Source organism: Brachyspira pilosicoli P43/6/78 (assembly GCF_000325665.1).
In the GTDB taxonomy this organism is placed as follows: Bacteria; Spirochaetota; Brachyspiria; order Brachyspirales; family Brachyspiraceae; genus Brachyspira; species Brachyspira pilosicoli.
In genome coordinates, this window is the sequence record NC_019908.1 from 2,532,737 (window position 1) to 2,555,556 (window position 22,820).

The window sequence follows — 22,820 nt, forward strand, 5'->3', positions numbered from 1 at the left end:
GTTGAAATTTTAAGTATATTCTTAAATAACTATTTTTATATGAGTTTTTTATTCAACTTTTTCCAGCAGCTCGCACCTAAAGGTACTCCTTTCAGTCGCTGTGCGGACTTCGTCAAAAGAACCAAAAAGTGCAAATGTGATATTGGGTAAAGCCTAACAAATATTCTATTTTTAAATAAATTAAATTATAATCTATTTCTTAGCTTGCCCAAAAACACTTTTGATGCCTCTGAAAATATTTGGTTTTTCTTCCATATCACCCTTGATTCTATTTCCAATTTCGGCTTTAATGGAACAAAACAAAATCTTTCCGAATTGTTTACTAGTTTATCCATAGTTAAAATATATCCAATATCTGCTTCAGCCATAATGGCAGCATTGTAAATAAGATTGTAGGTTAATATAATATTTAATTTGTCAAAGTCTTTTCCTATCCATTCATCGAACTTTGAAGTTTGTATTTTATTGTTAAAAAATATCTTAGGGCACATTATAGGTATATTAAGCAAATCTTTTTTTTCTATAAATTTCTTTTTCGATAGAGGTGAAGTTTTTTTCATTAGTATACCGTAAACTTCTTTGTATGGTATATCCAAGCATTCATATTTGGAAGAGTCAAAATTGCCTATCACAACTCCGAAATCTAAAAGCCCTTTATCGAGTTTTTCTGTAATCTCTGAATATGCACCGCTATGTATATGATAAATTATATTAGGGTATTCATCTCTCATATTTTTTATAACATCAGCAATAAGTTTAACATAATAAGTTTCAGCACTTCCTATATGAATGTCGCCTGCTATAACATCATCAGAAGATTTAAACTCTTTTTTAGTTTTCTCCATCAAGTCAATAATCTCTTCTGCTCTTTTTTTTAGAAGCATTCCGTCGGTTGTAAGTTTTATGGTGTAGTTGCTTCTAATAAACAATTTCTTTCCTATTTCTTTTTCTAAGTTGGATATTTGTCTTGATAGGTTAGGCTGGGTAAGATTAAGAGAGTTTGCGGCTTTAGTGATGCTACCTTCTCTTGCCGAAATTAGAAAATATTTCAAAGCTTTTATGTCCATTATAGTACCTCATAGATTTATAGATGTATTTTTAAGTTTTTTATTTGTGGTGGCTTTGCCCCCACGCCCCCAGTTCTTTTGCTGCCGCAAAGAACCAAAAAGGCTGCATTTTTATAAATCAATTTTTAAATATAGCCGAATTTTTATGAATTGTACTATATTTAAAAAATATAATGTAGTAGTATTTGCGTTTTTTGCAACTTTTTTGAGCGGCAAAAAAGTTGATAATACATCTATAAAAATAGATAAATTTATAAAATATATTTACCTTACTTTTATACTAACATACTATATATTTTTATCAATGCTTTTTAGTTATAATTTATTATAAGACATAAATATTTAATATAGTTGCGTTAAATATTTATCAGTATAACTTTTAATGAATGGAGAATTGAATATAAAAATTAATAAACTTAAAAAATATATTAAAAAAATAAATTGGCATACCTTTTTTAAGTATATACCAATTTTTATATTGAAATTGTTTATGATTTTATAAAATTAAAATAATCAGACATTTAAACCCATATTGTATGCATCTTGCATAAATTTTTTATCATTAATTTCGCCTTTATTCCAAACACTATGTGCTAATATAATTCCTTTCTCTCTCACATCTTCTAAACAATCCAAAAATCCTCTAAAGCCGTCAATAGTTCTAACCATTTCTTTTTCATCTTCAGTAGCAGCAGTCGCAATAAAATAAAAATCTTTGTTTTTAATCTCTAAATATTTAGTAACGCATCTGTCTATAAAAGTTTTCATCTGGGCATTCATTGTATAAAAGTAAACAGGTGTAGCCATTACTATTACATCAGCCTCAAGCATTTTGTCTAAAATGTCTTTCATATCATCTTTTTGTACGCAAGGCTTATTATTTTTGTAGCAAGTTCCGCAGTCTTCGCAGTAATTAATTTTTTTGTCTTTTAAAAATATCTTTTCTCCATTATGTCCAGCTTCTTTAGCACCTTTCAAAAACTCATCGCATAATGTATCAGAATTGCCTCCTCTTCTTGGGCTAGATGATATTATTAATACTTTTTTACTCATTTTATAACCTCTTATTTATTTTTATTAATTATATTATAGCATTAGAGTATGCTCCAATGTCAAATGATTTAGAAAGTTTTTTATATTTTTTATTTAATAGAATACTTATATTTTGATTAATTATTAAAAAATCTATATTATGCTTTTTAGTTATAATTAATTATAAGACATAAGTATTTGATATATTTCTCTTTCTAATTAAAATAAAATCAATCATGATGGTTATATAGGAGGCTAGAATATGAGAAAAATTATTATAACTTTTTTTATAGGATTATTCGCTATGAATGCATTTGCTCAAAACACAAGAATAAAATTAACTTTTGAAGGCAATGAAATATATGCAGTAATAACAAATTCAAAAGCAGGAAATGATTTTTTATCTCTTCTTCCTTTAAGCGTTAAAGCAGAAGATTTTAACAGCACAGAAAAAATATTTTATTTAAGCAAGAAATTAAATATAGAAAATGAACCAGACGGCATAAACCCTAAAGCAGGCGATATCACCTATTATGCTCCTTGGGGAAACATTGCTATATTTTATAAAAATTTTAGATACTCAAATAATTTAATTTATTTAGGCAAGTTTGAAAATACTTCAGATGTAGAAAAGCTTTCAAATATAAAAGGCAATTTTGATATACGCATTGAAAGGGTTAATTAAATGAATTGAAAAAATAAAAAGGAGAATAATAACTTATGAACGTTAAAGAGTTTTTAGAAAATTATAAAAATGGAAAAGAGATAAATATGTTTTCTGAAGAGTTTCAGATTATATATAACAAAATGCAAGAGACAGAAAAATTATTATGGCAGTATAACAACACTTTTCAAAGCTACAAAAATAACAAAGATATATTAAACAAAATATTTGAAACTAATTTAGATGAATCTGTAATTATAATGCCAAGCTTTCATATAGATATAGGAAATGTTGAGTTTGGAAAGAATGTATTTATAAATAAGAATTGCACCATTATGGATATTGGAGGGGTAGTTATAGAAGACAATGTACAGATAGCACATAATGTAAGCATAATAACTCCTAATCATGATTATAATAACAGAAATATATTGATTCCAAAACAAATCACAATAAAGAAAAATGTATGGATAGGAACAGCTGCTATTATACTTCCTGGAGTTACTATAGGAGAAAACTCAATAGTTGCTGCCGGTGCTGTTGTAAATAAGGATGTGCCAAGTGGTACAATTGTAGGAGGCAATCCTGCCAAAGTGATAAAGGAAATAAAATAATAACAGAATAATATTTATAAAAAATGGAGACATTATGAATTGTATAAAGTTAAATAATAATGTTGAAATGCCTATTCTAGGGTTTGGAGTATACAGAGTAGAAGATTATGAGGAATGCAAAAAAGCAGTACTAAATGCAATTGAAGCAGGATACAGACATATAGACACTGCATCAATATATCTTAATGAAAAAGCTGTAGGAGATGCTATAAAAGAAAGCGGAATCAACAGAAAAGAAATGTTTATCACTACCAAATTATGGATACAGGATGCAGATTATGATAAGGCAAAGAAAGCATTTGAAATGTCTATGGAAAAATTAGGATTAGATTATTTAGATTTATATTTACTACATATGCCTTTTGGTAATTATTATGCAGCTTGGAAGGCAATGGAAGAATTGTATGAAGCTGGATATATAAGAGCTATAGGCTGCTGCAACTTCTATAAAGATAGATTAATTGATTTTGCATCACATACTAAAATAACACCTGCAATTAATCAAATAGAAACTCATGCATTTTTTCAAAGATGGGAAGAGCAAAACTTAATGAAAGAATATAATATTACATTAGAATCTTGGGGACCTTTGGCAGAAGGAAAAAATAATATTTTCAATAATGAAATATTAAAAACTATAGGCAAAAAATATAATAAGACTATAGCTCAAGTTATTTTAAGGTGGCTTACTCAAAGAAATATACCAATTATTCCAAAGAGTGTAAACAAAGATAGAATAATAGAAAACTCAAAAATATTCGATTTCACATTAGATGATAATGATATGAATATTATAAAAACTTTGGATAATAATAAAAACATCATATTTCTTAATGATGATGCTGACTTTATAAAGCAATTATTAAAATTGAAATATTAAAAAATTAAGGAGGTCATTAATGAAAAAAACATTAAAAATTATTTTATCTTTATCTATTCTAGTAATAGTATTTTCATGCATAGCAAATTCACAAAACAAAGGAGAAAGTTTAACTATGACAGAAAAAGCAAAAACTAAATACAATGAATTACTCAAAAGAGATGCATCTATAACTAAAACTAATGATGCAGATTTAGAAAGTATATTTAATAATTTTGTTTATGGAGAAGTTTATAATCATGGAACATTAGATCCTAAATTAAGAGAGCTTGTAACATTAGTATCTTTAACAGCATCACAAGGTACTGATATGATAAAACCTCATGTAGAAACAGCTTTAAATATTGGAGTTAGTCCTATAGAGATAAAAGAAGCATTATATCAATGTTCTCCTTATGTAGGATTTCCGAGAGTGTTTGCTGCATTAGAAAAAGCAAATGAAGTATTTAAAGAAAAAAATATTTCACTTCCTATAGAATCTCAATCAACAGTTACAGAAAGTACAAGATTTGATAAGGGGTTAGAAACACAGGTAAGCATATTCGGAGATGCGATACTTGCTGCACATTCAAATGCCGCACCTAATCAGAAGCATATACAGAATTTTTTATCGGCTAATTGTTTTGGAGATTTCTATACAAGAACAGGTTTAGACTTAAAAACAAGAGAGTTATTAACATTTATAATGATAATATCTTTAGGCGGAGCAGAACCTCAAGCTATAGCACATGCGAATGCGAATATTAAGATGGGCAACAGTAAAGATATGATGCTTGAAGCAGTAACTCAATGTTTGCCTTATATAGGATATCCAAGAACATTGAACGCCATAACAATAATTAATAATATAGAATAATTATAATATTGTATTTGCTTTATAATTGGTGATAATAAATCAGAGACATTTTAATATATAAATGCAGTTCTTTTGCTTCTTTTATACCAATAAAAGAAGTGGGGGTGCGGGGGCTAGTCCCCGCAAATAACAAAAAGTTGTTGTTCTTTTTCCCGCAGCAAAAAGAACCAAAAAGTGCGAGTGTTTTAGCTTTATATTTTGGAATGTATATGTATATACCTAAAAAGCTAGACTTTATAAATGCAGTCCTTTTGCTTCTTTGGGTCATACCCATACCTAAAGGTACTTCCTACGGTCGTCCTGAAGGACTCCCTTTGGTCGCAGGACTTCCTACGGTCGCAAAAGAACTGGGGTTTTACCCTACGGGCACGCTTCGCAGGGGGCAAAGCCCCAGATATCAAAAATAAAATATTACAAGGAGAACTTAAATGAAAAAAATAATATTAATGTCTTTATTTCTTTTTAATACATTATTAATCGGAGGTTTAAACGCTCAAAGCTCAAAAACTTTAATAGTGTATTTTTCTTGGGGCGGAAATACCAGAACCGCTGCTAACATTATTAAAAACCTCACTCAAGCAGATATGTTTGAAATAAAAACAGTTGAACCATATCCAAGTTCTTATAATGACACTGTAAATCAGGCAAGAAAAGAACAAAATGATGATTTTTTACCAAAGTTGAGTGCTAATATAAATAATTTGTCAAGCTACGACACTATAATATTATGTTACCCTAATTGGTGGGGTACTATTCCGCAGGCTGTAAAACAATTATTATTAACTCATGACTTCAGCGGTAAAAAAATTGCTCCTTTATGTACTCATGGTGGAAGCAGAATGGGAAGAAGCGTTACTGATATAAAAAAATTATGTGCTAATTCTACTATATTAGAAGGTTTGAGTATATCTGGAGGAAGCGTTAATAGCTCAGAAAACAGCATTAGAGAGTGGCTAAGAAACATTAATTAAAAGATTAGAAGAATTTAATTATAGGAGAATGTATAATGAAAAAAGATGTTTTTGTTTTAACAGGGGCAGGCTCTATTGGAATTGCTATAGCAAGAAGAGTAGGAATTGGTAAGCATATTGTACTTGCCGATTTCAATATAAAAAATGCTGAAAGGGAATCTAAAACATTATACAATGCAGGGTTTGAAACTTCTGTATTTGAAACGGATATTTCTTCAAGAGAATCAATTTTAAAACTAATAGATTTTTCAAAGGGTTTAGGAAAAATAAAATATTTTGTTAATGCTGCAGGCGTTTCACCATCTCAGGCATCTATTAAAGATATTTTAAAAGTTGATTTATATGGAACAGCGGTATTGCTTGAAGAGTTCGGCAAGGTGATAGAAGAGGGCGGAAACGGAGTAATAATATCTTCACAGTCTGGTTATCGTTTGGGCTCTCTCACAGATGAAGAAAATAAAATAATTGCTACCACTCCAACAGAAGAATTGTTATCTTTGCCAATACTTGAAAAAGCTTCAGACACATTAAAAGCCTATCAATTATCAAAAAGATGCAACTGTCTTAGAGTTATGTATGAATCTGGAAATTGGGGCAAGAGAGGGGCAAGATTAAACTCAATAAGCCCTGGCATAATAATAACACCATTAGCGAACGATGAATTAAACGGCCCAAGGGGAGCAATGTATAAAAGAATGCTAGAGCTTTGTCCTTCAAAAAGGGCAGGCACTCCTGACGATGTTGCTAATGTTGCTGAGCTATTAATGACAGAGAGAGGCTCATTTATTTCTGGAAGCGATTTTCTTATGGACGGAGGCGTAACTGCATCTTGGTGGTATGGAGAATTATCAGAGGGTAAATAAAGTTTTTTAATGTAAACTAAAAGTTATTAAGGAGTGTGTTGATGAATGTGTTTATAAAAAAAATAATATTTGTGCTTTTATCAATAATTATGTTATCTTGCACTAATAATGATACTCAAAAAAAAGATTATATAGTTGATAGTTTAGAAACTTCACAAAACATTAATGCTTTAAATATTAGTAACACTCAAAACAAAATATTAATAGCATATTTCACTTGGTCAGACAATACAGTAGTAGAAAATCCTAATTCTATTGACGTAGATGCTGAAACTTCTGCAAGCGTGTTATCTCCTGGTAATGCTGAGTTAATTGCTAATTGGATAGCTGAAGAGACAGGAGGAGATTTATTTAGCATAAAGACACAAAACAAATATTCAAGCGATTATGATGAATGTTTGAACCAGGCAAGAAAAGAAAGGGACAATAATGAAAGACCAGCATTAGTAGGGAGAGTGAACAACATTGATGATTATGATGTTATATTTTTAGGCTTTCCAAACTGGTGGTATACATGCCCAATGGCAGTTTTTACATTTGTTGAAAGCTATGATTTAGAGGGCAAAACAATAATACCATTTTGTACACATGGCACAGGAGGACTTTCAAGAACGATAAGAGATTTAAAAAACTTACTTCCAGCAAACTGCGAAGTGTTAGAGCCTATAGGGGTGTATAGACCAGAAGTAAAAAATTCAAAGAGCAAAGTTTTGGATTGGCTAAGGAAGCTTGGCTATTAAAGTTGATAGATGTTTTTATATTATAAAATATAATAGATGTAAAATAATACTTAGACTTAAAAATGCAGCCTTTTTGGTTCTTTGTGGCGATACCACAGGCACTTCCTTAGGTCGCCCTGAATGACTCCCTTCGGTCGCAAAAGAACTGGGGTGCTACCCTACGGGCACGCTTCGCAGGGGGCAAAGCCCTGCAAATAATTAAAATAAATAAAGTTGAAATTTTTTAGTATATTATAAAATAACTATCTCTTTTATATGAGTTTTTTATTCAACTTTTTCCCGCAGCAAAAAGTTTTTGCCCTCCGGGCACGCTTCGCGAAAGTGCAAGTGTTTTGGCTTTATATTTTGGAATATGTAAAAATAGTGTCTATATTTTGTATATACATAAAAAGCTATACTTTATTAAATGCAGCCTTTTTGCTTCTTTGTGGCAATACCATACCTAAAGGTACTTCCTTAGGTCGCCCTGAATGACTCTCTACGGTCGCAAAAGAACTGTGGGTGCGTACCCTTAATGGCACGCTTCGCAGGGGGACTAGTCCCCAAAAAGCAATGAATTATGTAATGTTAAAATATTATTAACAAAACTATAAAACAGCAAACTCGTTTAAGGAGAAGCTTCGATGAAAAGAATAATTAAAATTACAGTAGACATAATAATGACGCTGCTATTTTTTGTTTTAATGGCATATCACTTTACAGGTGATGCTATACATGAATATTTAGGTTTCTCACTTTTTATATTTTTTATACTTCATCATATACTCAATTTTAATTGGTATAAAAATATTTATAAAGGCAAATATAATTTTAACAGAATATTAAACACATTTATTAACACTATGCTTTTTTTGTGTATGTTAGGACTCATGATTAGCGGAATACTGTTTTCTCAAAGAGTGTTAGGTTTTCTTAATATTCACAACAGTGGAATGTTTACAAGACGCCTTCATATGATTTCAAACTCTTGGGCTTTTGTATTTATGTCGGCACATTTGGGAATGCATTGGGGTATGTTTATAAATAGAAAGTTTATTAAAAAACAAATTTCTATAATAATAGCTTTGTTTGTTTCTATATATGGGGTTGTTTCATTTATTAAAAGAGGATTATATAATAAAATGTTTCTGCTTGTGGAGTTTGCTTTTTTTGATTATGAAGAGCCTGTAATATTTTTCTTTATGGATTATCTGTCTATAATGGGGCTATTTATATTTATAACATATTGCTTAAAAAAAATATCAAAAGGATAATTGGTTTTAATTAAATATTAGTTTTAGTCTTTGCTGAACATTTTCTAAACTTATATTGTTATTAATAGTCTCTTCGCTTTCTAATGCGAGCATAGACATAATTGCAGCAAACTTTACTTTGTAGTCCAAATCAAAATTGTTGTATATAGAATAGATTATACCAGCCATAAATGCATCTCCTGCCCCTGAAGCATTTAGTATATTTACTTTGGGTGCATTTAAATGTGCGGGCTTTGTTTTAGTAGAGGCGTAGCATATTCCTTTTTCTGCAAACGTAATATATATTTCTGATACTCCTATATCTATAAATCTACTTACCGCCTCCAAGCCTTCTTCTATAGTGCTAATGTCTTTGTCTAAAAGAAATGAAGCTTCGTTTGAATTAAGCTTTAGAGCATATATATGTTTTTCTAATCCTTTTATATTTTCTGCTTTTTTTACAGATACAGCATCGCATAATAATTTTTTGTCTGGAAAGTTTTTTATTAAATATTCAAAAATCTCTCTTTTTATTACGGCATCTATTGTGATGAGTTTTGCATTTTTTATTATATCTTTTATACTATCTAAATATTCTATTGTAATGTTTTTGTCTAAATCGTCCATATCAGAAACGGCTAAATACATATCTTTATCACTATTCATTATAGCCATATATGTTGTTGAAGAGCCTTTTTTTATGATGTATGAAGTATCTATATTAAGCGATTTTATATTATTTAAAAGAATATCACCGAATATATCATTTCCTATTGATGTTATAAACTTGATATTGTAAAGACCTAAGTTTGATAGATTATGAACAATGTTTCTTTCTACTCCTCCTGCACATATATTTATTTTTGCAGGGTTTGATTCTCTTAATAAAATATTTTCTTTGGAGAAGCCTTGTATATCTATATTAGAACCGCCTATAGAAACTATATATTCATTCATAAACTGTTTTTTCCTTTTTTAATTTTTTTATGTTATATTAAAAGACATTATTTGACAATATGTTTTATGTATTTTTTGTTTTATATTTATAATATTTATATGGATTTTGGTTTATGAGCTTAATAAATAAATTGGATAGTTCTGCAATAGAGTTTGCACACAGTTTACATAATAATTTTAATTTTTTGGATTATTTTTTCTCAGTAATTACAAATATGGGAGATGCTATATTTTTAATTGCTGTAATAATAGGTTTTTTGATATTTAAAAAAACAAGGATTTGCGGTATCAATATGGCTGTTAGCTGTTTTATAGCATTTATTATTACTGCTGTTATATTAAAACCTTTGATAGCAAGAGAGCGTCCTATTACAGACTATTATGATTATTGGGTTGCTGTAGGAAGTCATATTGAAACATCATTTTCCTGCCCGTCTTCGCATGCTACAGTTTCTTTTGCTGTTTATTTGCCTATATTTCTTTACTTTAATAAAAGATATAGCTTTTTGGCAGTAATTCTTGCTTCGATTATAAGTTTTTCAAGGGTTTATTTGATGGTTCATTATGCAAGCGATGTTATTTTTGGAGCATTTGTGGGTATTATTGTTTCATTTGTTGTATATACTGTTATGAATAAAAAAATATTTATTACATCATAAATTCATATATTTTCCATTTTTAAGTACTTTTTTTGTGTTTTTTTAAATATTAATTCAATAATATAATAATTTATACTTGCTTTTATATTTTTAAAAAGTAAAATATTTGTAAAGAATATTTATTAGTATTATTTATTAATATCATTTATTATTAAGAAGAGGTTTATATATCATGAAAAAAATAAGTCTTCGATTAAAAATAAGTTTTTCTATTTTAATACCATTGGTAATAATGCTTGTATTTGCCAATGTAGTAAATATTGTTTATGTGAGAACTGCTAGTAAAGGGTTCGTATATCAGATATTAAATCAAAGTGCTGCTATGGAAGTTGAAAGTTTAAAATCTATTATTAATGATGAGGCTGATATAACAGTAGGATTTGCTAATACTGTAGCAGGTTTTTATAAAGACGGTGTATCAAACAGAAATTTTTATGAAGCAGCAGCTTACAATTTTTTTGGTACTCTTCCAAAAGAAGTAAATAAATTATTAATAGCTTTTGAGCCTAATGTATTTAATGATGATAATAATTATTTAACATCAGAAAAATATATGCAAGCTAATGGACGTTTTAATTATTATGTAACAAGAGATGGAGATAACTTAATAGACGGATATTCAGATAATACTATTTTTCAAAGCGATTATTATACATCTGCTGTAGCCAGCAAAGAGAATTATATAACAGATATTTATACTTCCTCTTCAAATAATAATAAAGCTATGAACTTTATTTGGTCTATACCTATAAAGGCAGATAATAGAGTAATAGGTGTTGTTGCTATAGATGTATCAGTAGAGTCTTTATATAATTTGCTTTCTAATATAAAACTTTTTGAAGGCACTACTACAACACTTTTTGATAATAAAGGACTTATATTATATGACAGTGATAAGGATTATTTTATAGGTAAAACTTTAGATGAGATATATCCTTATTATCAAAAGTTTGATATGTTTAATAAAGTAATGAAAGGTGAGAATGTAATATTTCAAACTTATAGCCAAACAGTAAAAGAGAATTATACTTATTCGTTTACACCTGTTGATGTTATGCCTGGTAAAAATTGGGGATTGAAAATCACTGCTCCAAATAGAATAATATTCAAAGACTCAAACGAAATAAGAACTATAATGATAATTATTTCTATAGTGATAGTTGTTTTAGCATTTTTAATAGTTCCTTACATTATAGGAAAAACAGTTTCTAGCATTATTACAGTTTTAGCAAAAGATATAGTAGGAATGTCTACAGGAGATTTAACTATAGAAATACCTAAGGGGTTTGAAAACAGAAAAGATGAATGGGGAGATATTGCTAGAGGTTGGGATAAGGCCATGCTTAATTTTAATAAGGTAGTACATACTGTAAGAAACTCAGCAGAGCAAGTGTCAACAGCAGCCAATCAGGTATTATCAGGAAACACAGATTTATCACATAGAACAGAATCTCAGGCGGCTAGTTTGGAAGAGACTGCTTCATCTATGAACGAGATGGCTAGTGCTATAAAAGAATCTGCAGAGGGTGTTGCTAGAAGTACGCAAATGGTAGCTGAGGCTAAAGATTCGCTTATGAAAGCTGGTGTTATAGTAGAAGACAGTGTTGAGAAGATGAATGATGTTTATGAGGCTAGCGAGAAGATTATAAATATTACTAAGCTAATAGAGGATATTGCTTTTCAAACTAATATACTTGCTTTGAATGCTTCTGTAGAGGCGGCTAGAGCAGGAGAGCAGGGCAGGGGATTTGCTGTTGTTGCTAGTGAAGTGAGAAACTTAGCACAGAATGCTCAGGAGTCTGTAAAAAACATTACTGCTTTAATTACAGACAGCACTAATAAAATTAATTTGGCTACTAGAAGTGTAAAAGAATCTAAAGAGATGTTTGATGATATATCTCAAAAGATGGACGATGCTTCAGCAATAATGGAGAAAATTAATATAGCTGCTCAAGAACAGGGAAAGGGAATAAGTCAGGTTAATATAGCTATTACGCAAATGGATACTTCAGTTCAGCAAAATGCTGCATTAGTGGAAGAGGCAACTTCAGCTTCTCAGTCACTTCTTAATGAGGCAGAGGATTTGATAAAGGCTATAGAATATTTTAAGTTAAAAGAAGAATAACTAAAAAGTGTAAGTGTTTTTAGCTTTATATTTTTGGAATATATAAGGTTAAAATAAGATTTATATTTTGTCTGCACATAAAAAGCTATACTTTATTAAATGCAGTTCTTTTGGTTCTTTTATACCAATACCGAGTAGGTGCCTATCGGCAAAAGAACTGGGGGTGTGGGGGCTAGTCCCCACAAATAAAAACTTAAAAATTTTGTTGTTCTTTTTCCCGCAGCTACACGGTGTGGACTTCGTCAAAGAACCAAAAAGTGCAAATGTTAAATTACTATAAAATCATGCTAATGTTTAAAAAATATTAACTCTATAACAAGAGTATGTACTTAATAAGTCATTGAATTTTTATATATTTTCATATATACTAATATATATATTATTGTTAGGGTTGTCGTTTTATGCAAAAATTAAATATAGCTTTATGGGTAATTGTTTCTATATTTATGTTGTTCTTGTCTATAGCATTGCAAAGTATATCTTATTTTATTATATTATTGTTTTTTTTAGGATTGTATTTACTTTTTTATTTATTTAAAAAATATCAAAGTAAAAAAGAGGAAGAAGAGAGAATAGAAATAGATAGTGAAATTAGTAGATTAACAAGATTAAAAGAAGAGAAAGAAGAAGAATTGGAAAAAATGATTGAAGATGAAATAGTTAATAATATTGTGATAGGTTCTAAAAATTATTATAATGAAGCTGAAACATCTTCATTAGGTATTTCTGTTTTAGATGATAAAATAAGATTTTATACAGAAGAGGATTATAATACTACAGACTTTAGTAAAATATTTTATGATGTAGAAAATATTAGTGGTGTTTTAGTTGGAAAAATGAGAGAATATATAAAAAAAGAATTAAACTCTCTTAATAGATTTATAAGAGAAGCACAGGATATGCCAATACCTGTAAAACCTTTTTATAATATAGATATAAATAAAGTTATATTTGATATTCCAAACGAAGAGCAAGAATCTGGCAGTTATTACACAAATTTATCAAAAGAAAAATTAACTAAAACAGGTAAACCTCCAAAATATCCTTATAATTTATTTTTTAGAACAGTAGAAAAAACTTGGGTAGAAAAAGATGGAATTATAGAAGATAGAAAATGGAATACTATAGATGGTGTTTTGTATTATTTACCTAATCAGACAATAGGTAAAGGTTGGTTTATTATGTGGAAAAATAATTTTTCTTATAAAATTGAATTAAAATTAATAAATGATATATTGGCTATTAGTAAAATAGAATATTCAAGTCCACAGCACGAATATCGTGAAGTTTTATATAAAGTAAATAAATAGGAGTAATAAAATGAAAAAAGTATTAATATTATTATTTATTGTATTTACTACATTAATAGCAGAAGATATACAAGCTATAAATGTAGAAGTGTTAGAAAAAGATAAAATAGTAAAAATAACTAAAACAGATAGGAATAATTTATATTTATTAACTATAATAGGAAATGATGGTAATATTACAATAGAAATTAAAAATAAAAGAATAAAAAAAGGGGATGATATAATGTTAATGGTTTATAAAGGTAAATCATTACATTATAATGTAAATGAATTTGTTGATAATGGGATAGTTGTAATTACTGGTGATAAAGCAGAAGAAATTTTGTATAGCTTGTATGATGTAGATTTTTTGCACTTATATATTAATGATGTGGCTTCTGGAAGTTTTGTTATTACTAGATTGGGAACAGAATTGAGAAAATATCAAAAATATTTTGGAACAGGTTATTAATTGAATATAAAAAAAGTAAAAATTGACAAAATATAGTTATACTAAAAAATAAAAGCACTATTTAAAAATTAATTTAATAATTATAAATAGTGCTTTTTTTATTTTATATAAAGAGTTTTATTAACGGCTATTTTATAGTTTCAAATTTCATCTCTCTAAATCTTTTATATTCTTCTTCTATCTCTCCCTTTCTAGACATAAAATTATCTCTTGTCTCCATTATCTCTTGTAAATGCACTGCTCTTGCTTCGTTAATGTTTCTGTCTCTTATAAGTCCATTTTCAGCAAGCACAAATTTATACTTTCCATTTTCTCCTTTTACTAAATCTCCTCCCGCACCGCAAACAGCACATTCAAAATTAAATTTAACTCCGTCCCAATGCTCTTCGCCTGGATATATTAAAGAAGAATGGCATCTTGGGCATAAACCTAAATTAGGATCTCCTAGCCATTTTCTATCTTCAATAGGTGTATTAATTGCTTGGACAATGTTTTTGCCCATTTGGTAAGCTCTCTCCAAATACTCTTTATGTATAAGAACATTTCCTGGTCTTCCAACGCTTGTAGCTAAATACATATCTACTACTGTGATAGATTGAGTAAACATTGTAGCGGCAAGCCCTTCCAAACTCATAGTCTGCCAATCATGTTTAGAGCCTCCCACTCCTATAAGTCCTGCTACTGTGTGAGGGTCTTTTTTTACCTGTCCTATCTTTATTCTAAATGATAATTCATAAGCCAAAAATCTCTGAGCAAATGATAAATATAATGAAGAAGGAAGCAAATCATAAGTAGGACAGCCCACTATTATACCTTCGCATTCATTCATAACATTAACTATTTTGTCCATATCATCTTTTTCTTTGTAGATGCAGCCTTTATATTCTTTTTTTTCTTTGAATGCTTTCTCCATACCTATTGTACATGATTCACATCCTGAGCAAGGCTTTATATCATAATCAAATAAATTAATAAGTATAGCATCACCACCTGCATCTTTTACAGCTGTTAAAGCTTGTTTTACTAAAATTTCGCTGTTTCCATTATGTCTTCCAGCAACTATTCCCATAACTTTCATAAAATATGAGTCTCCTTTTATTGAAAAAATTATATTACTGGATAGGCTGCCAGTCTTCGTATTTTGTTTTAAAAAATGATATTGTCGAAGTTTATCGGAAATCTTATATTTGTTAAGAAATTAAATATAAGCCCTACCTTATTTTGATTGATTTATTATATAGCATAATTTAGAAAAAATCAATAAAAGATGTTTATGCTATTTTTTAATCCCGCCCTATTAGGTTTTGTGTTTATATAAAAAATATTGTTTAAATATTCTTTATTGCCTAATTAAAAAAGCACACCCACCCAAGATTTAATTAAGTTGATAATCTACTTTCCCGCACGGTAAATGTATTTATGAAAATAATAAAAGTTGTATTTCTAATTAATTGATATATTTTGTTTAGCTTAACGTGCGGTGAGAGAATAAAAAATTTAAAATTTAAAATTTTAAAATTAAAAATTTTAAGATTTAAAAAACGCTTGGGTGGGCAGCTAAAAATTCTAATTGTGCAATGAATATAGAGAAAGTTTAAATTTAAAATTAGAGCAAAAAGAAAAAAGGGCGGGGTGTGTAAATAAAATTTTTTAAGAAATAAAATACTATTAAAAAATAGCACTTTATTTCTTAAATTTATTAAAATTATAATTTATTAAAATTACTCTTCTATATAGGCATAGTTAAATCTGTATCGTCCCAATGGGTCATCAATATAGTTTTTTAATTTCGGATTTACAACTAAAAAGTCTGTTCTATATATAAAAGGTATTATAGGCATCTCTTCAAAAAGAATTGCCTCTGCTTCTTTTAAAGCTTCCATTCTATCTTTTTCATTTGTTGAGGTAGTTGCAAAGTTTATTAAATAGTCATATCTCTCATTTGAAAAACCACTGTAATTTATATCGCTTTCGCTTGTCATAATCTGAAGCATTGTGAGAGGGTCATTATAATCACCTGTCCAGCTTGTTCTAGCTATTTGGTATTTGCCTAATTGTCTGAAAGGAAGTGTGATTTTTGATTCTTCTGTTCTCACTACCACATCAATATTCAAATTATTTTTCCACATCTCTTGAATTGCCTCTAATACTGTGGTGTAGAAACCAGATGAAACTTTTACTTCTAATATTGGAAAGTTTTCTCCGTTTGGATAGCCTGCTTCAGCTAATAATTTTTTTGCTTCTATTATATTATTGCTGTAATTATTTGCTATTATAAAATTGCTGCTCTCTTCTCTAAAAGATTTTTCAACTCCTTTTACAACTGGCGGAACAAAGCTTTCTGCTGCTATTAGTTTGCCGTAGCCAATGTTGCTTACAATATAATTTCTGTCTATTGCTAGAGATAATGCTTTTCTTACTCTCTTGTCGGACAAGGTTTTATCTTTATTGTTTAAATCTAAATAATAAACTCCTATAATATCGCTTACGGCCATAAGGTTTTCTTTTATTAAACTTTCTATCTCGCCAATAGGAGGGGCATTAATAGAAAAGTCAACATCTCCTGTTCTAACGGCATTAAGAGATATATATTCATCAGCTATCAAAACAAAATTAATTTTCTTAGCAACTTGATTTTTGTAATCCCAATAATTAGTATTAAGTTCAAATGCTATTAACTCATCGGGCTTTCTTTCTGTCATCTTGTAAGCACCATTTCCAATATAGCTTTCGGGATTCCAAGTCCAATCATCACCGTATTTATTTATAATGTCCTCTCTCACAGGTACATAACAGCCCCCAGAAGCTAAAATATCTTCAAAATATAGTGTAGGGTTTTCAAGTTCTATTGTAAGAGTGTTTTCGTCTATTGCAGTAACTCCCAAAGTGTCAATTGGTTTTTTGCCTATGTTTATATCTTTTGCATTTTTTATATAATACATTAAATATGCTATAGGTGAAGCTGTTTTAGGGGCAACAACTCTTCTATATGAATATACAAAATCATCGGCTGTGAGTTTTTTGCCGTCGCTCCATTTTGCATCTTCTCTTATGTGGAATGTGTATTTTAATTTATCTTCGCTTATTTCCCATTTGTCTGAAGAGCCTCCTACTATTTTGCCGTTTATGTCTTTTGTCAATAATCCTTCAAAGGCATGATTAATATAAATAAAACCATATGTTTCGTCGTTTATTGCTGGGTCAATAGACTGAAGTTCATAGCCTAAGTTTACTGTAAGTTCATCTTTGATTTTTTTTGTTTCTTTAGTTGCAGGAGATGATTAATAAGAAAGTTAGAAAAATAAAAAATGTTTGAAATAAAGTTTTAATAAAAAAGTTTTTTGCTTTAAGATTGTAAGTCATAAAAAACTCCTAAAAAATATTAAATAGAGATTTTTATAACGCCGTTTGTCTTGCTTTATTGAATTTTATTTTTAGTCTTGTTTGATTATGAATCTAATTTAATAAAACAAGACCAACATTAGAAAAGGTCTCATTTTATTAATTTATTTAGAGTAAAAAAAATAAAAGAGATAATTCCCTACGCTGGCATTACCCAAACAGGTTATAAGGGTCGAAGTTTGCATGTATAAAATTATGTAAACTTCCTCTCAGCCTTTTATAAGCTCCCCATGTTGATGATATGATATAATATTTTGATTATTAATCAAGATAGTGTAGTAGAAAATTTAAAGTTTGTCAATTTCTTTTACCGACGCTCTGCATGCCGTAGGCAATGTTCCTACTCGGTGCGACCGAAGTATGACCCAAAGAAGTAAAAAGACTGCACTGAAATAAAAATATAATTTTATATTTAATACATATTCCTAAAACATTAGCTATAGTATGTGCGTTTTTTGCAACTTTTTTGAGCGACAAAAAAGTTAGATATAAAATAATAATTTCAATGTATTCTAAATATTTTTTAAGTTTTTGTTAGTGGTGGCTTTGCTTCCTGCGAAGCGTGTCCGAAGAGTAAAAACTTTGACGAATTCCGCAGAGCGAAGGCGGGAAAAGTTGAATAAAAAGAAAAACTTACATGACAAAATATCTTTGTTTAACTATATATTTAAGTTTGTTAAAAATTATTTATTTAAATTAAGATATTTGATTGCTTTACATTTAATGAAGTTCACAGCATGTAATACGGGAAAAGCTGAATAAAAAAGTTATATAGAAAAAGATGTTTATTTATAAAAAATTGCTATGAATAAAAAAGGCCCCTTATAACAGGAGAACTAGCACCCAGTTGGGTTGACTTACCGTTGCTTCCTTCCGAACCTGGCGGATTCATCATCAACTGCCGTAGAGCCCCGTTATAAGAGATGTAGGAAACTAAACTACGGAGAGAGTGGGATTCGAACCCACGGTACTTTTACATACACACGACTTCCAATCGTGCTCCTTCAACCGCTCGGACATCTCTCCATATATTTAATTTAAACGTGCCTGAGAAGATTTGAACTTCCAACCTTCAGAACCGCAATCTGATGCTCTATCCAATTGAGCTACAGGCACATAGGTTTTATAGTCTCAAAATTATAACATAAAAATATTTTTTTGCAAATACTTATTTTTTCTTTAATCAATTATTTTTTTATCTGCTCTTTAGTTTCGGGTGAAGTATCTTATCTAATGCAAAACCCAAAAATGCAAAAGACATTCCCAATATAGCAATCAATATTCCAGGAGGTATTATCCACCACCAAAGACCAGATAACACCGCAGAACCCTTCATAGCATCATGCAAAATCTGCCCCCATGTAACAATAGTGGCATCTCCAAGACCAAGCAAAGATAATGAAGACTCATAAACTATAGCAGAAGGCACAGCTAAAGCCATAGAAGCAAATGAAAAAGGCAAAAGCAGTGGTGCTAAATGATTAAATATTATTCTAAAATGAGAAGCCCCTATTGTGCGTGCTGCCTCAATGTATGTCTCTTCTTTAAGCTGCATAGCCATAGAGCGAACCGTCATAACTGAACCTGTCCAAGAGAAAAATATCATCATCGTAATCATAGTCCATATTGTAGGCTTAAATATTGCACTCATTACTATCATTACAGGCAAAACCGGTATGCCTATAAATATCTGATACACAAACTGCATAAAGCTATCAACAAACCCACCAAAATATGCAGACACTATTCCATACATCACGCCAATTATAACCGATATAAAACTCGTAGCTATGCCGATAAATAATGCCCATTTAAGACCTGATATTAAACCAGAAAATATATCACGCTTCATATTGTCAGTGCCCATTATCCCAGACATAGAGCCTACTAATACCATATAAGGATTTTCAAAACTTGAATTAATGTCAGAAAAATTAGCTGTTACTTCAAATTTATAAACACCTTTTAATGCTAAGAAATTTTTTGCCATATCATCTTTTTTTGTATTAAAAAGTATTTTCATGGGGTTGGTTGTGAGAGTATCAATTTGTCTTGCAAGCATTCTCGGAACCGACTCTCTGTAAAACCTAAATATTCTATTTTTTGAATCATTAAATGCAGATATTCTTAAGTCTCCTTTTGTATTATGTAAACTGTCTGAAAGTGCGATTACAACGCCGTCTGGTCTTGTTACATTCCACACTAAAGCAGAAGAGTTATTTACATTGGCATGAAAAATTAAGTCCACTGGAGATTTGTCAAATTGATAATCATATTCAAATATTGCTTTGTATACTGCTTGATTATCTATATAATTAGTTTTTACGCTTATAGGTTTTATATCTGTTGTAATTGCCGATTTTTCTCTGCTGAAGAAATTAAGCCACTCTGGTGGAGCTGAAGCTGGGTTATCCTGCCAATATGTGATGTCTCTCCAGCGTTTTGGTGCTTCTTTGTATGTGAGTATTAATGGCTCAAACAGTGAAACAAATATTGCCAAAAGAAGTATGCATAAACCTACAACTCCTGTTTTATCTTTTTTAAACTCATTAAAGAATTCTATTAGAGGGGCAAGCTTTTTATTAATATTATTATTATTCATTACATCTTGCCTCCAACTTTTATTCTAGGGTCTAAAAATCCGTAAGATATATCAAGCACAACCAAACCAAATTGATAAAGAGCAGTAGTAATAGCTAAATTACCCATTAATACAGGTATATCATTTTGCTGAACGGATATCCAATAAAGATTGCCTAGTCCAGGCCAAGAGAATATTCCTTCAAATATGATAGAGCCTGCAATAGAGCCGAATAAACCTAATAAAGTTATTGTAACTATAGGAGGAGCAGAGCTTCTTAAAGTATGCCCTAAAAGAACAGACTTTTCTGATATGCCTCTAGCACGTGCCGCCATAATATAATCTTCTTGAAGGGTAGACAATACTATATTTCTTACAACAAAAGAAAGCCCCCAAAATCCTATTAATGTTAATGTGAGCATAGGTAATGCCATATGCCATAACATATCCAAATAATACATTATGCCTTCAGGTGTTGGTATAGAATGAACCCCTCCAGATGGAAACAAATTAAACTTATAAACAAATATCATTATAAGTATCATAGAAAGCCACCAAGTAGGCATGCCGTAAACTATCATAGTGATAATACTTGTTGTTCTGTCGAATAGTTTTCCTGCTTTTCTTGCCTTTACGAGTCCTATTATTAAGCCTATTATCATTTGTATGATTGATGCTGTTGTAAAAAGTATTATAGAGCGTGGCAGTGCTTCTCCTATTATTTTTATCACATCTCTGTTGCCGTTAGAATCCATCATTATAGTAGATTTGCCGAATTGAAATGTTATAGTGTTAATTGCTCTTATAAATATTCTCTCTCCAATGCTTCTATTAAGCCAATATATATCATAATAGTATGCTCTTCTTTCTTTAATAAAATTTTCCACATCTTCTGTACGCATATTGCTAAGTCCGCGTACTTCGGCATTAATATTTTCTTCTATCTGAGCTTTTAGAGTTTTTTCGCTTACAGTGTTAAATATAGCAGAAGACATAAACATAAGTATCACAAACATGATTATGCCTTTTAGTATTCTTTTGATTACAAAATAAGTAAACATAATATTATCCTTATTTAAGATTATACTAAAAAGACTTAAAATTGTAAAGCATAATAGCTTAAATTATTTATTATAGTTTTTATTTATGATTTTTTTATGAAGTTATAAATAAATTATAATATCTTATATAGAATGTTTATGTAAAAGTATAATATAGACTTTATTTTACCGAAAATATTAATATACTATATAGTATTATACTTGAGTATTGGTTTATTAATGATATAATGATACTCTCAAAGGTATAAAAATAAATACTAGTATATAAGCGGAGTATTATGTCAGACAATAATTTAATATTAGATGAAACAGAAGTTCTTGCGGTAAGATTTATAGCAGAATATCCAGATTTAGACCAGTATATATATTTTGTATTTTTTATAGATAAACTAACAATTAACCTTATTAGTAAAACAGTATTAATTTCAGATAGTTATGAATTATTTGAAGTATTAAATAGCTATGATAATTACTTAGAGCTTTATAAATATATAGAAGTTTACAATAATGTACATTATAAAGTAAATATAGTTTTAGATAAATTAAACAGCGATTTGGATTCCATTTTAGCAAACAGAACAAATGTAGTTCATACAACTATGGCAGCTATTAATAATGACATTATTTCTATAATAGACATATTTTCAGACACATTAAATGTTTCTATGGATTATAATATAGGAATATACGATGTAAACTGTAAGGGTTTTTATATTGATGATGTTAATAACTTTTTACAGAACTTCAAGAAAGAGTTTGAAGGAACCAGCATAGATATAAGTCAATATGCATTAGATGCCAATAATGATAAATCTAAAGAAACCGATGAAGAGTCAATTACAGCAAAATATAAGATATTAGATGGAGATTTTGTTGTAGCTCCTATTATGGGTAAGGCTATAGCGGATATAAAGTTGGGAGATAAGATTATAGTAAAAGTGGATTATAGTTCTTTCTATCCTAATATGACTTATTTAGATATTAATACTAAAAAAAATAACGGCAATAAATATTTTGTTGTAGGCGAGGTAATAGACAAAACAGTTAATGAGCATTCTACAAAGATAGCACTTGCTTTAACTGATGAGCATTGCGTTATTATAGAAGAGACAGAACCTATAAAAGTTAAGGTATTTAATCCTCAAAAAGACAGCTATGTAACACCAAATTCTTATCAAGAAAACAGCAAAGAAGAGCAGATATATAAGATGCTTTCTAGTTTTAATATGTTTAAGTTTTTATTGTATGGATTAGGTTTTATTTCTTTATTTGTTTTAGTTTATATTTTGTATGTTATAATATTATAATTTATTTCGATTAAAGTTTATAATAATTTGATACCGATAAAAGAGCAG

19 protein-coding genes, 2 tRNA genes, 1 other RNA gene and 1 pseudogene are annotated in these 22,820 nt (G+C 29.4%); 13 read left to right on the forward strand and 10 right to left on the reverse strand.

Annotation, left to right across the window (positions count from 1 at the left end; genetic code table 11):
* Window positions 1-185 precede the first annotated feature (185 nt).
* Both BPP43_RS11340 and BPP43_RS11350 read right to left on the reverse strand, forming a co-directional pair.
* Window positions 186-1,067 carry a LysR family transcriptional regulator gene (locus BPP43_RS11340; protein ID WP_013243569.1) on the reverse strand — a complete coding sequence of 294 codons (882 nt, stop codon included), beginning with the start codon at window positions 1,065-1,067 and terminating at the stop codon, window positions 186-188.
* Window positions 1,068-1,580: 513 nt separating this feature from the next.
* Window positions 1,581-2,120: a flavodoxin family protein gene (locus BPP43_RS11350; protein ID WP_015275013.1), complete on the reverse strand. Its 540-nt coding sequence runs from the start codon at window positions 2,118-2,120 to the stop codon at window positions 1,581-1,583.
* Window positions 2,121-2,361: 241 nt separating this feature from the next.
* Between BPP43_RS11350 and BPP43_RS11355 the strand changes: the two genes are divergently transcribed.
* The 8 genes from BPP43_RS11355 (at window position 2,362) to BPP43_RS11395 (ending at window position 8,940) form a co-directional block, all read left to right on the forward strand.
* Window positions 2,362-2,784: a cyclophilin-like fold protein gene (locus tag BPP43_RS11355; RefSeq protein ID WP_015275014.1), complete on the forward strand. Its 423-nt coding sequence runs from the start codon at window positions 2,362-2,364 to the stop codon at window positions 2,782-2,784.
* A 35-nt stretch (window positions 2,785-2,819) separates the two neighbouring features.
* On the forward strand, window positions 2,820-3,377 hold the full coding sequence (locus BPP43_RS11360; protein WP_015275015.1) for a sugar O-acetyltransferase: 558 nt from the start codon (window positions 2,820-2,822) through the stop codon (window positions 3,375-3,377).
* A gap of 34 nt (window positions 3,378-3,411) precedes the next feature.
* A complete protein-coding gene (locus tag BPP43_RS11365) occupies window positions 3,412-4,257 on the forward strand; it encodes an aldo/keto reductase (protein ID WP_015275016.1) in 846 nt (281 codons plus the stop codon).
* Window positions 4,258-4,276: 19 nt separating this feature from the next.
* The gene (locus BPP43_RS11370; RefSeq protein ID WP_015275017.1) at window positions 4,277-5,113 is read left to right on the forward strand and encodes a carboxymuconolactone decarboxylase family protein; all 837 of its coding nucleotides are present in this window, start codon (window positions 4,277-4,279) and stop codon (window positions 5,111-5,113) included.
* Between the two features lie 428 nt (window positions 5,114-5,541).
* Entirely contained in the window at window positions 5,542-6,084 is a 543-nt protein-coding gene (locus BPP43_RS11380) for a flavodoxin (RefSeq protein ID WP_015275019.1), read from the forward strand.
* A 35-nt stretch (window positions 6,085-6,119) separates the two neighbouring features.
* The gene (locus BPP43_RS11385; RefSeq protein ID WP_015275020.1) at window positions 6,120-6,947 is read left to right on the forward strand and encodes an SDR family oxidoreductase; all 828 of its coding nucleotides are present in this window, start codon (window positions 6,120-6,122) and stop codon (window positions 6,945-6,947) included.
* A gap of 41 nt (window positions 6,948-6,988) precedes the next feature.
* On the forward strand, window positions 6,989-7,687 hold the full coding sequence (locus tag BPP43_RS11390; RefSeq protein WP_015275021.1) for a flavodoxin: 699 nt from the start codon (window positions 6,989-6,991) through the stop codon (window positions 7,685-7,687).
* Between the two features lie 623 nt (window positions 7,688-8,310).
* Window positions 8,311-8,940 carry a DUF4405 domain-containing protein gene (locus tag BPP43_RS11395; protein ID WP_015275022.1) on the forward strand — a complete coding sequence of 210 codons (630 nt, stop codon included), beginning with the start codon at window positions 8,311-8,313 and terminating at the stop codon, window positions 8,938-8,940.
* 6 nt (window positions 8,941-8,946) lie between these two features.
* Here BPP43_RS11395 and BPP43_RS11400 read toward each other — a convergent pair whose 3' ends face one another.
* Complete coding sequence (locus BPP43_RS11400) at window positions 8,947-9,876, reverse strand: carbohydrate kinase family protein (protein WP_013243558.1); 930 nt, start codon at window positions 9,874-9,876, stop codon at window positions 8,947-8,949.
* A gap of 113 nt (window positions 9,877-9,989) precedes the next feature.
* Between BPP43_RS11400 and BPP43_RS11405 the strand changes: the two genes are divergently transcribed.
* The 4 genes from BPP43_RS11405 (at window position 9,990) to BPP43_RS11420 (ending at window position 14,421) form a co-directional block, all read left to right on the forward strand.
* Window positions 9,990-10,535, forward strand: coding sequence for a phosphatase PAP2 family protein (locus tag BPP43_RS11405; protein ID WP_013243557.1), 546 nt, complete (start codon window positions 9,990-9,992; stop codon window positions 10,533-10,535).
* A 172-nt stretch (window positions 10,536-10,707) separates the two neighbouring features.
* On the forward strand, window positions 10,708-12,660 hold the full coding sequence (locus BPP43_RS11410; RefSeq protein WP_015275023.1) for a methyl-accepting chemotaxis protein: 1,953 nt from the start codon (window positions 10,708-10,710) through the stop codon (window positions 12,658-12,660).
* A gap of 401 nt (window positions 12,661-13,061) precedes the next feature.
* A complete protein-coding gene (locus BPP43_RS11415) occupies window positions 13,062-13,970 on the forward strand; it encodes a hypothetical protein (RefSeq protein WP_015275024.1) in 909 nt (302 codons plus the stop codon).
* 10 nt (window positions 13,971-13,980) lie between these two features.
* On the forward strand, window positions 13,981-14,421 hold the full coding sequence (locus BPP43_RS11420) for a hypothetical protein (RefSeq protein ID WP_015275025.1): 441 nt from the start codon (window positions 13,981-13,983) through the stop codon (window positions 14,419-14,421).
* Between the two features lie 127 nt (window positions 14,422-14,548).
* On the opposite strand, the gene BPP43_RS11425 is transcribed toward BPP43_RS11420, so the two are convergent.
* The 7 genes and pseudogenes from BPP43_RS11425 to BPP43_RS11450 form a co-directional block, all read right to left on the reverse strand.
* On the reverse strand, window positions 14,549-15,499 hold the full coding sequence (locus tag BPP43_RS11425) for a flavodoxin family protein (protein WP_015275026.1): 951 nt from the start codon (window positions 15,497-15,499) through the stop codon (window positions 14,549-14,551).
* Between the two features lie 643 nt (window positions 15,500-16,142).
* Window positions 16,143-17,784: pseudogene (locus tag BPP43_RS11430) on the reverse strand (peptide ABC transporter substrate-binding protein).
* Window positions 17,785-18,645: 861 nt separating this feature from the next.
* Window positions 18,646-18,740, reverse strand: an RNA gene (ffs, locus tag BPP43_RS11610) — signal recognition particle sRNA small type.
* A 24-nt stretch (window positions 18,741-18,764) separates the two neighbouring features.
* Window positions 18,765-18,849 (reverse strand) — tRNA-Ser (locus tag BPP43_RS11435).
* A gap of 16 nt (window positions 18,850-18,865) precedes the next feature.
* Window positions 18,866-18,939: transfer RNA gene (locus tag BPP43_RS11440), tRNA-Arg, on the reverse strand.
* A gap of 79 nt (window positions 18,940-19,018) precedes the next feature.
* Window positions 19,019-20,425 carry an ABC transporter permease gene (locus BPP43_RS11445; protein WP_015275028.1) on the reverse strand — a complete coding sequence of 469 codons (1,407 nt, stop codon included), beginning with the start codon at window positions 20,423-20,425 and terminating at the stop codon, window positions 19,019-19,021.
* Window positions 20,425-21,465: an ABC transporter permease gene (locus tag BPP43_RS11450; RefSeq protein WP_015275029.1), complete on the reverse strand. Its 1,041-nt coding sequence runs from the start codon at window positions 21,463-21,465 to the stop codon at window positions 20,425-20,427. The genes BPP43_RS11445 and BPP43_RS11450 overlap by 1 nt, the downstream gene beginning before the upstream one ends.
* Before the next feature lie 278 nt (window positions 21,466-21,743).
* Between BPP43_RS11450 and BPP43_RS11455 the strand changes: the two genes are divergently transcribed.
* Window positions 21,744-22,772: a hypothetical protein gene (locus tag BPP43_RS11455; RefSeq protein ID WP_013243551.1), complete on the forward strand. Its 1,029-nt coding sequence runs from the start codon at window positions 21,744-21,746 to the stop codon at window positions 22,770-22,772.
* Window positions 22,773-22,820: the final 48 nt, after the last annotated feature.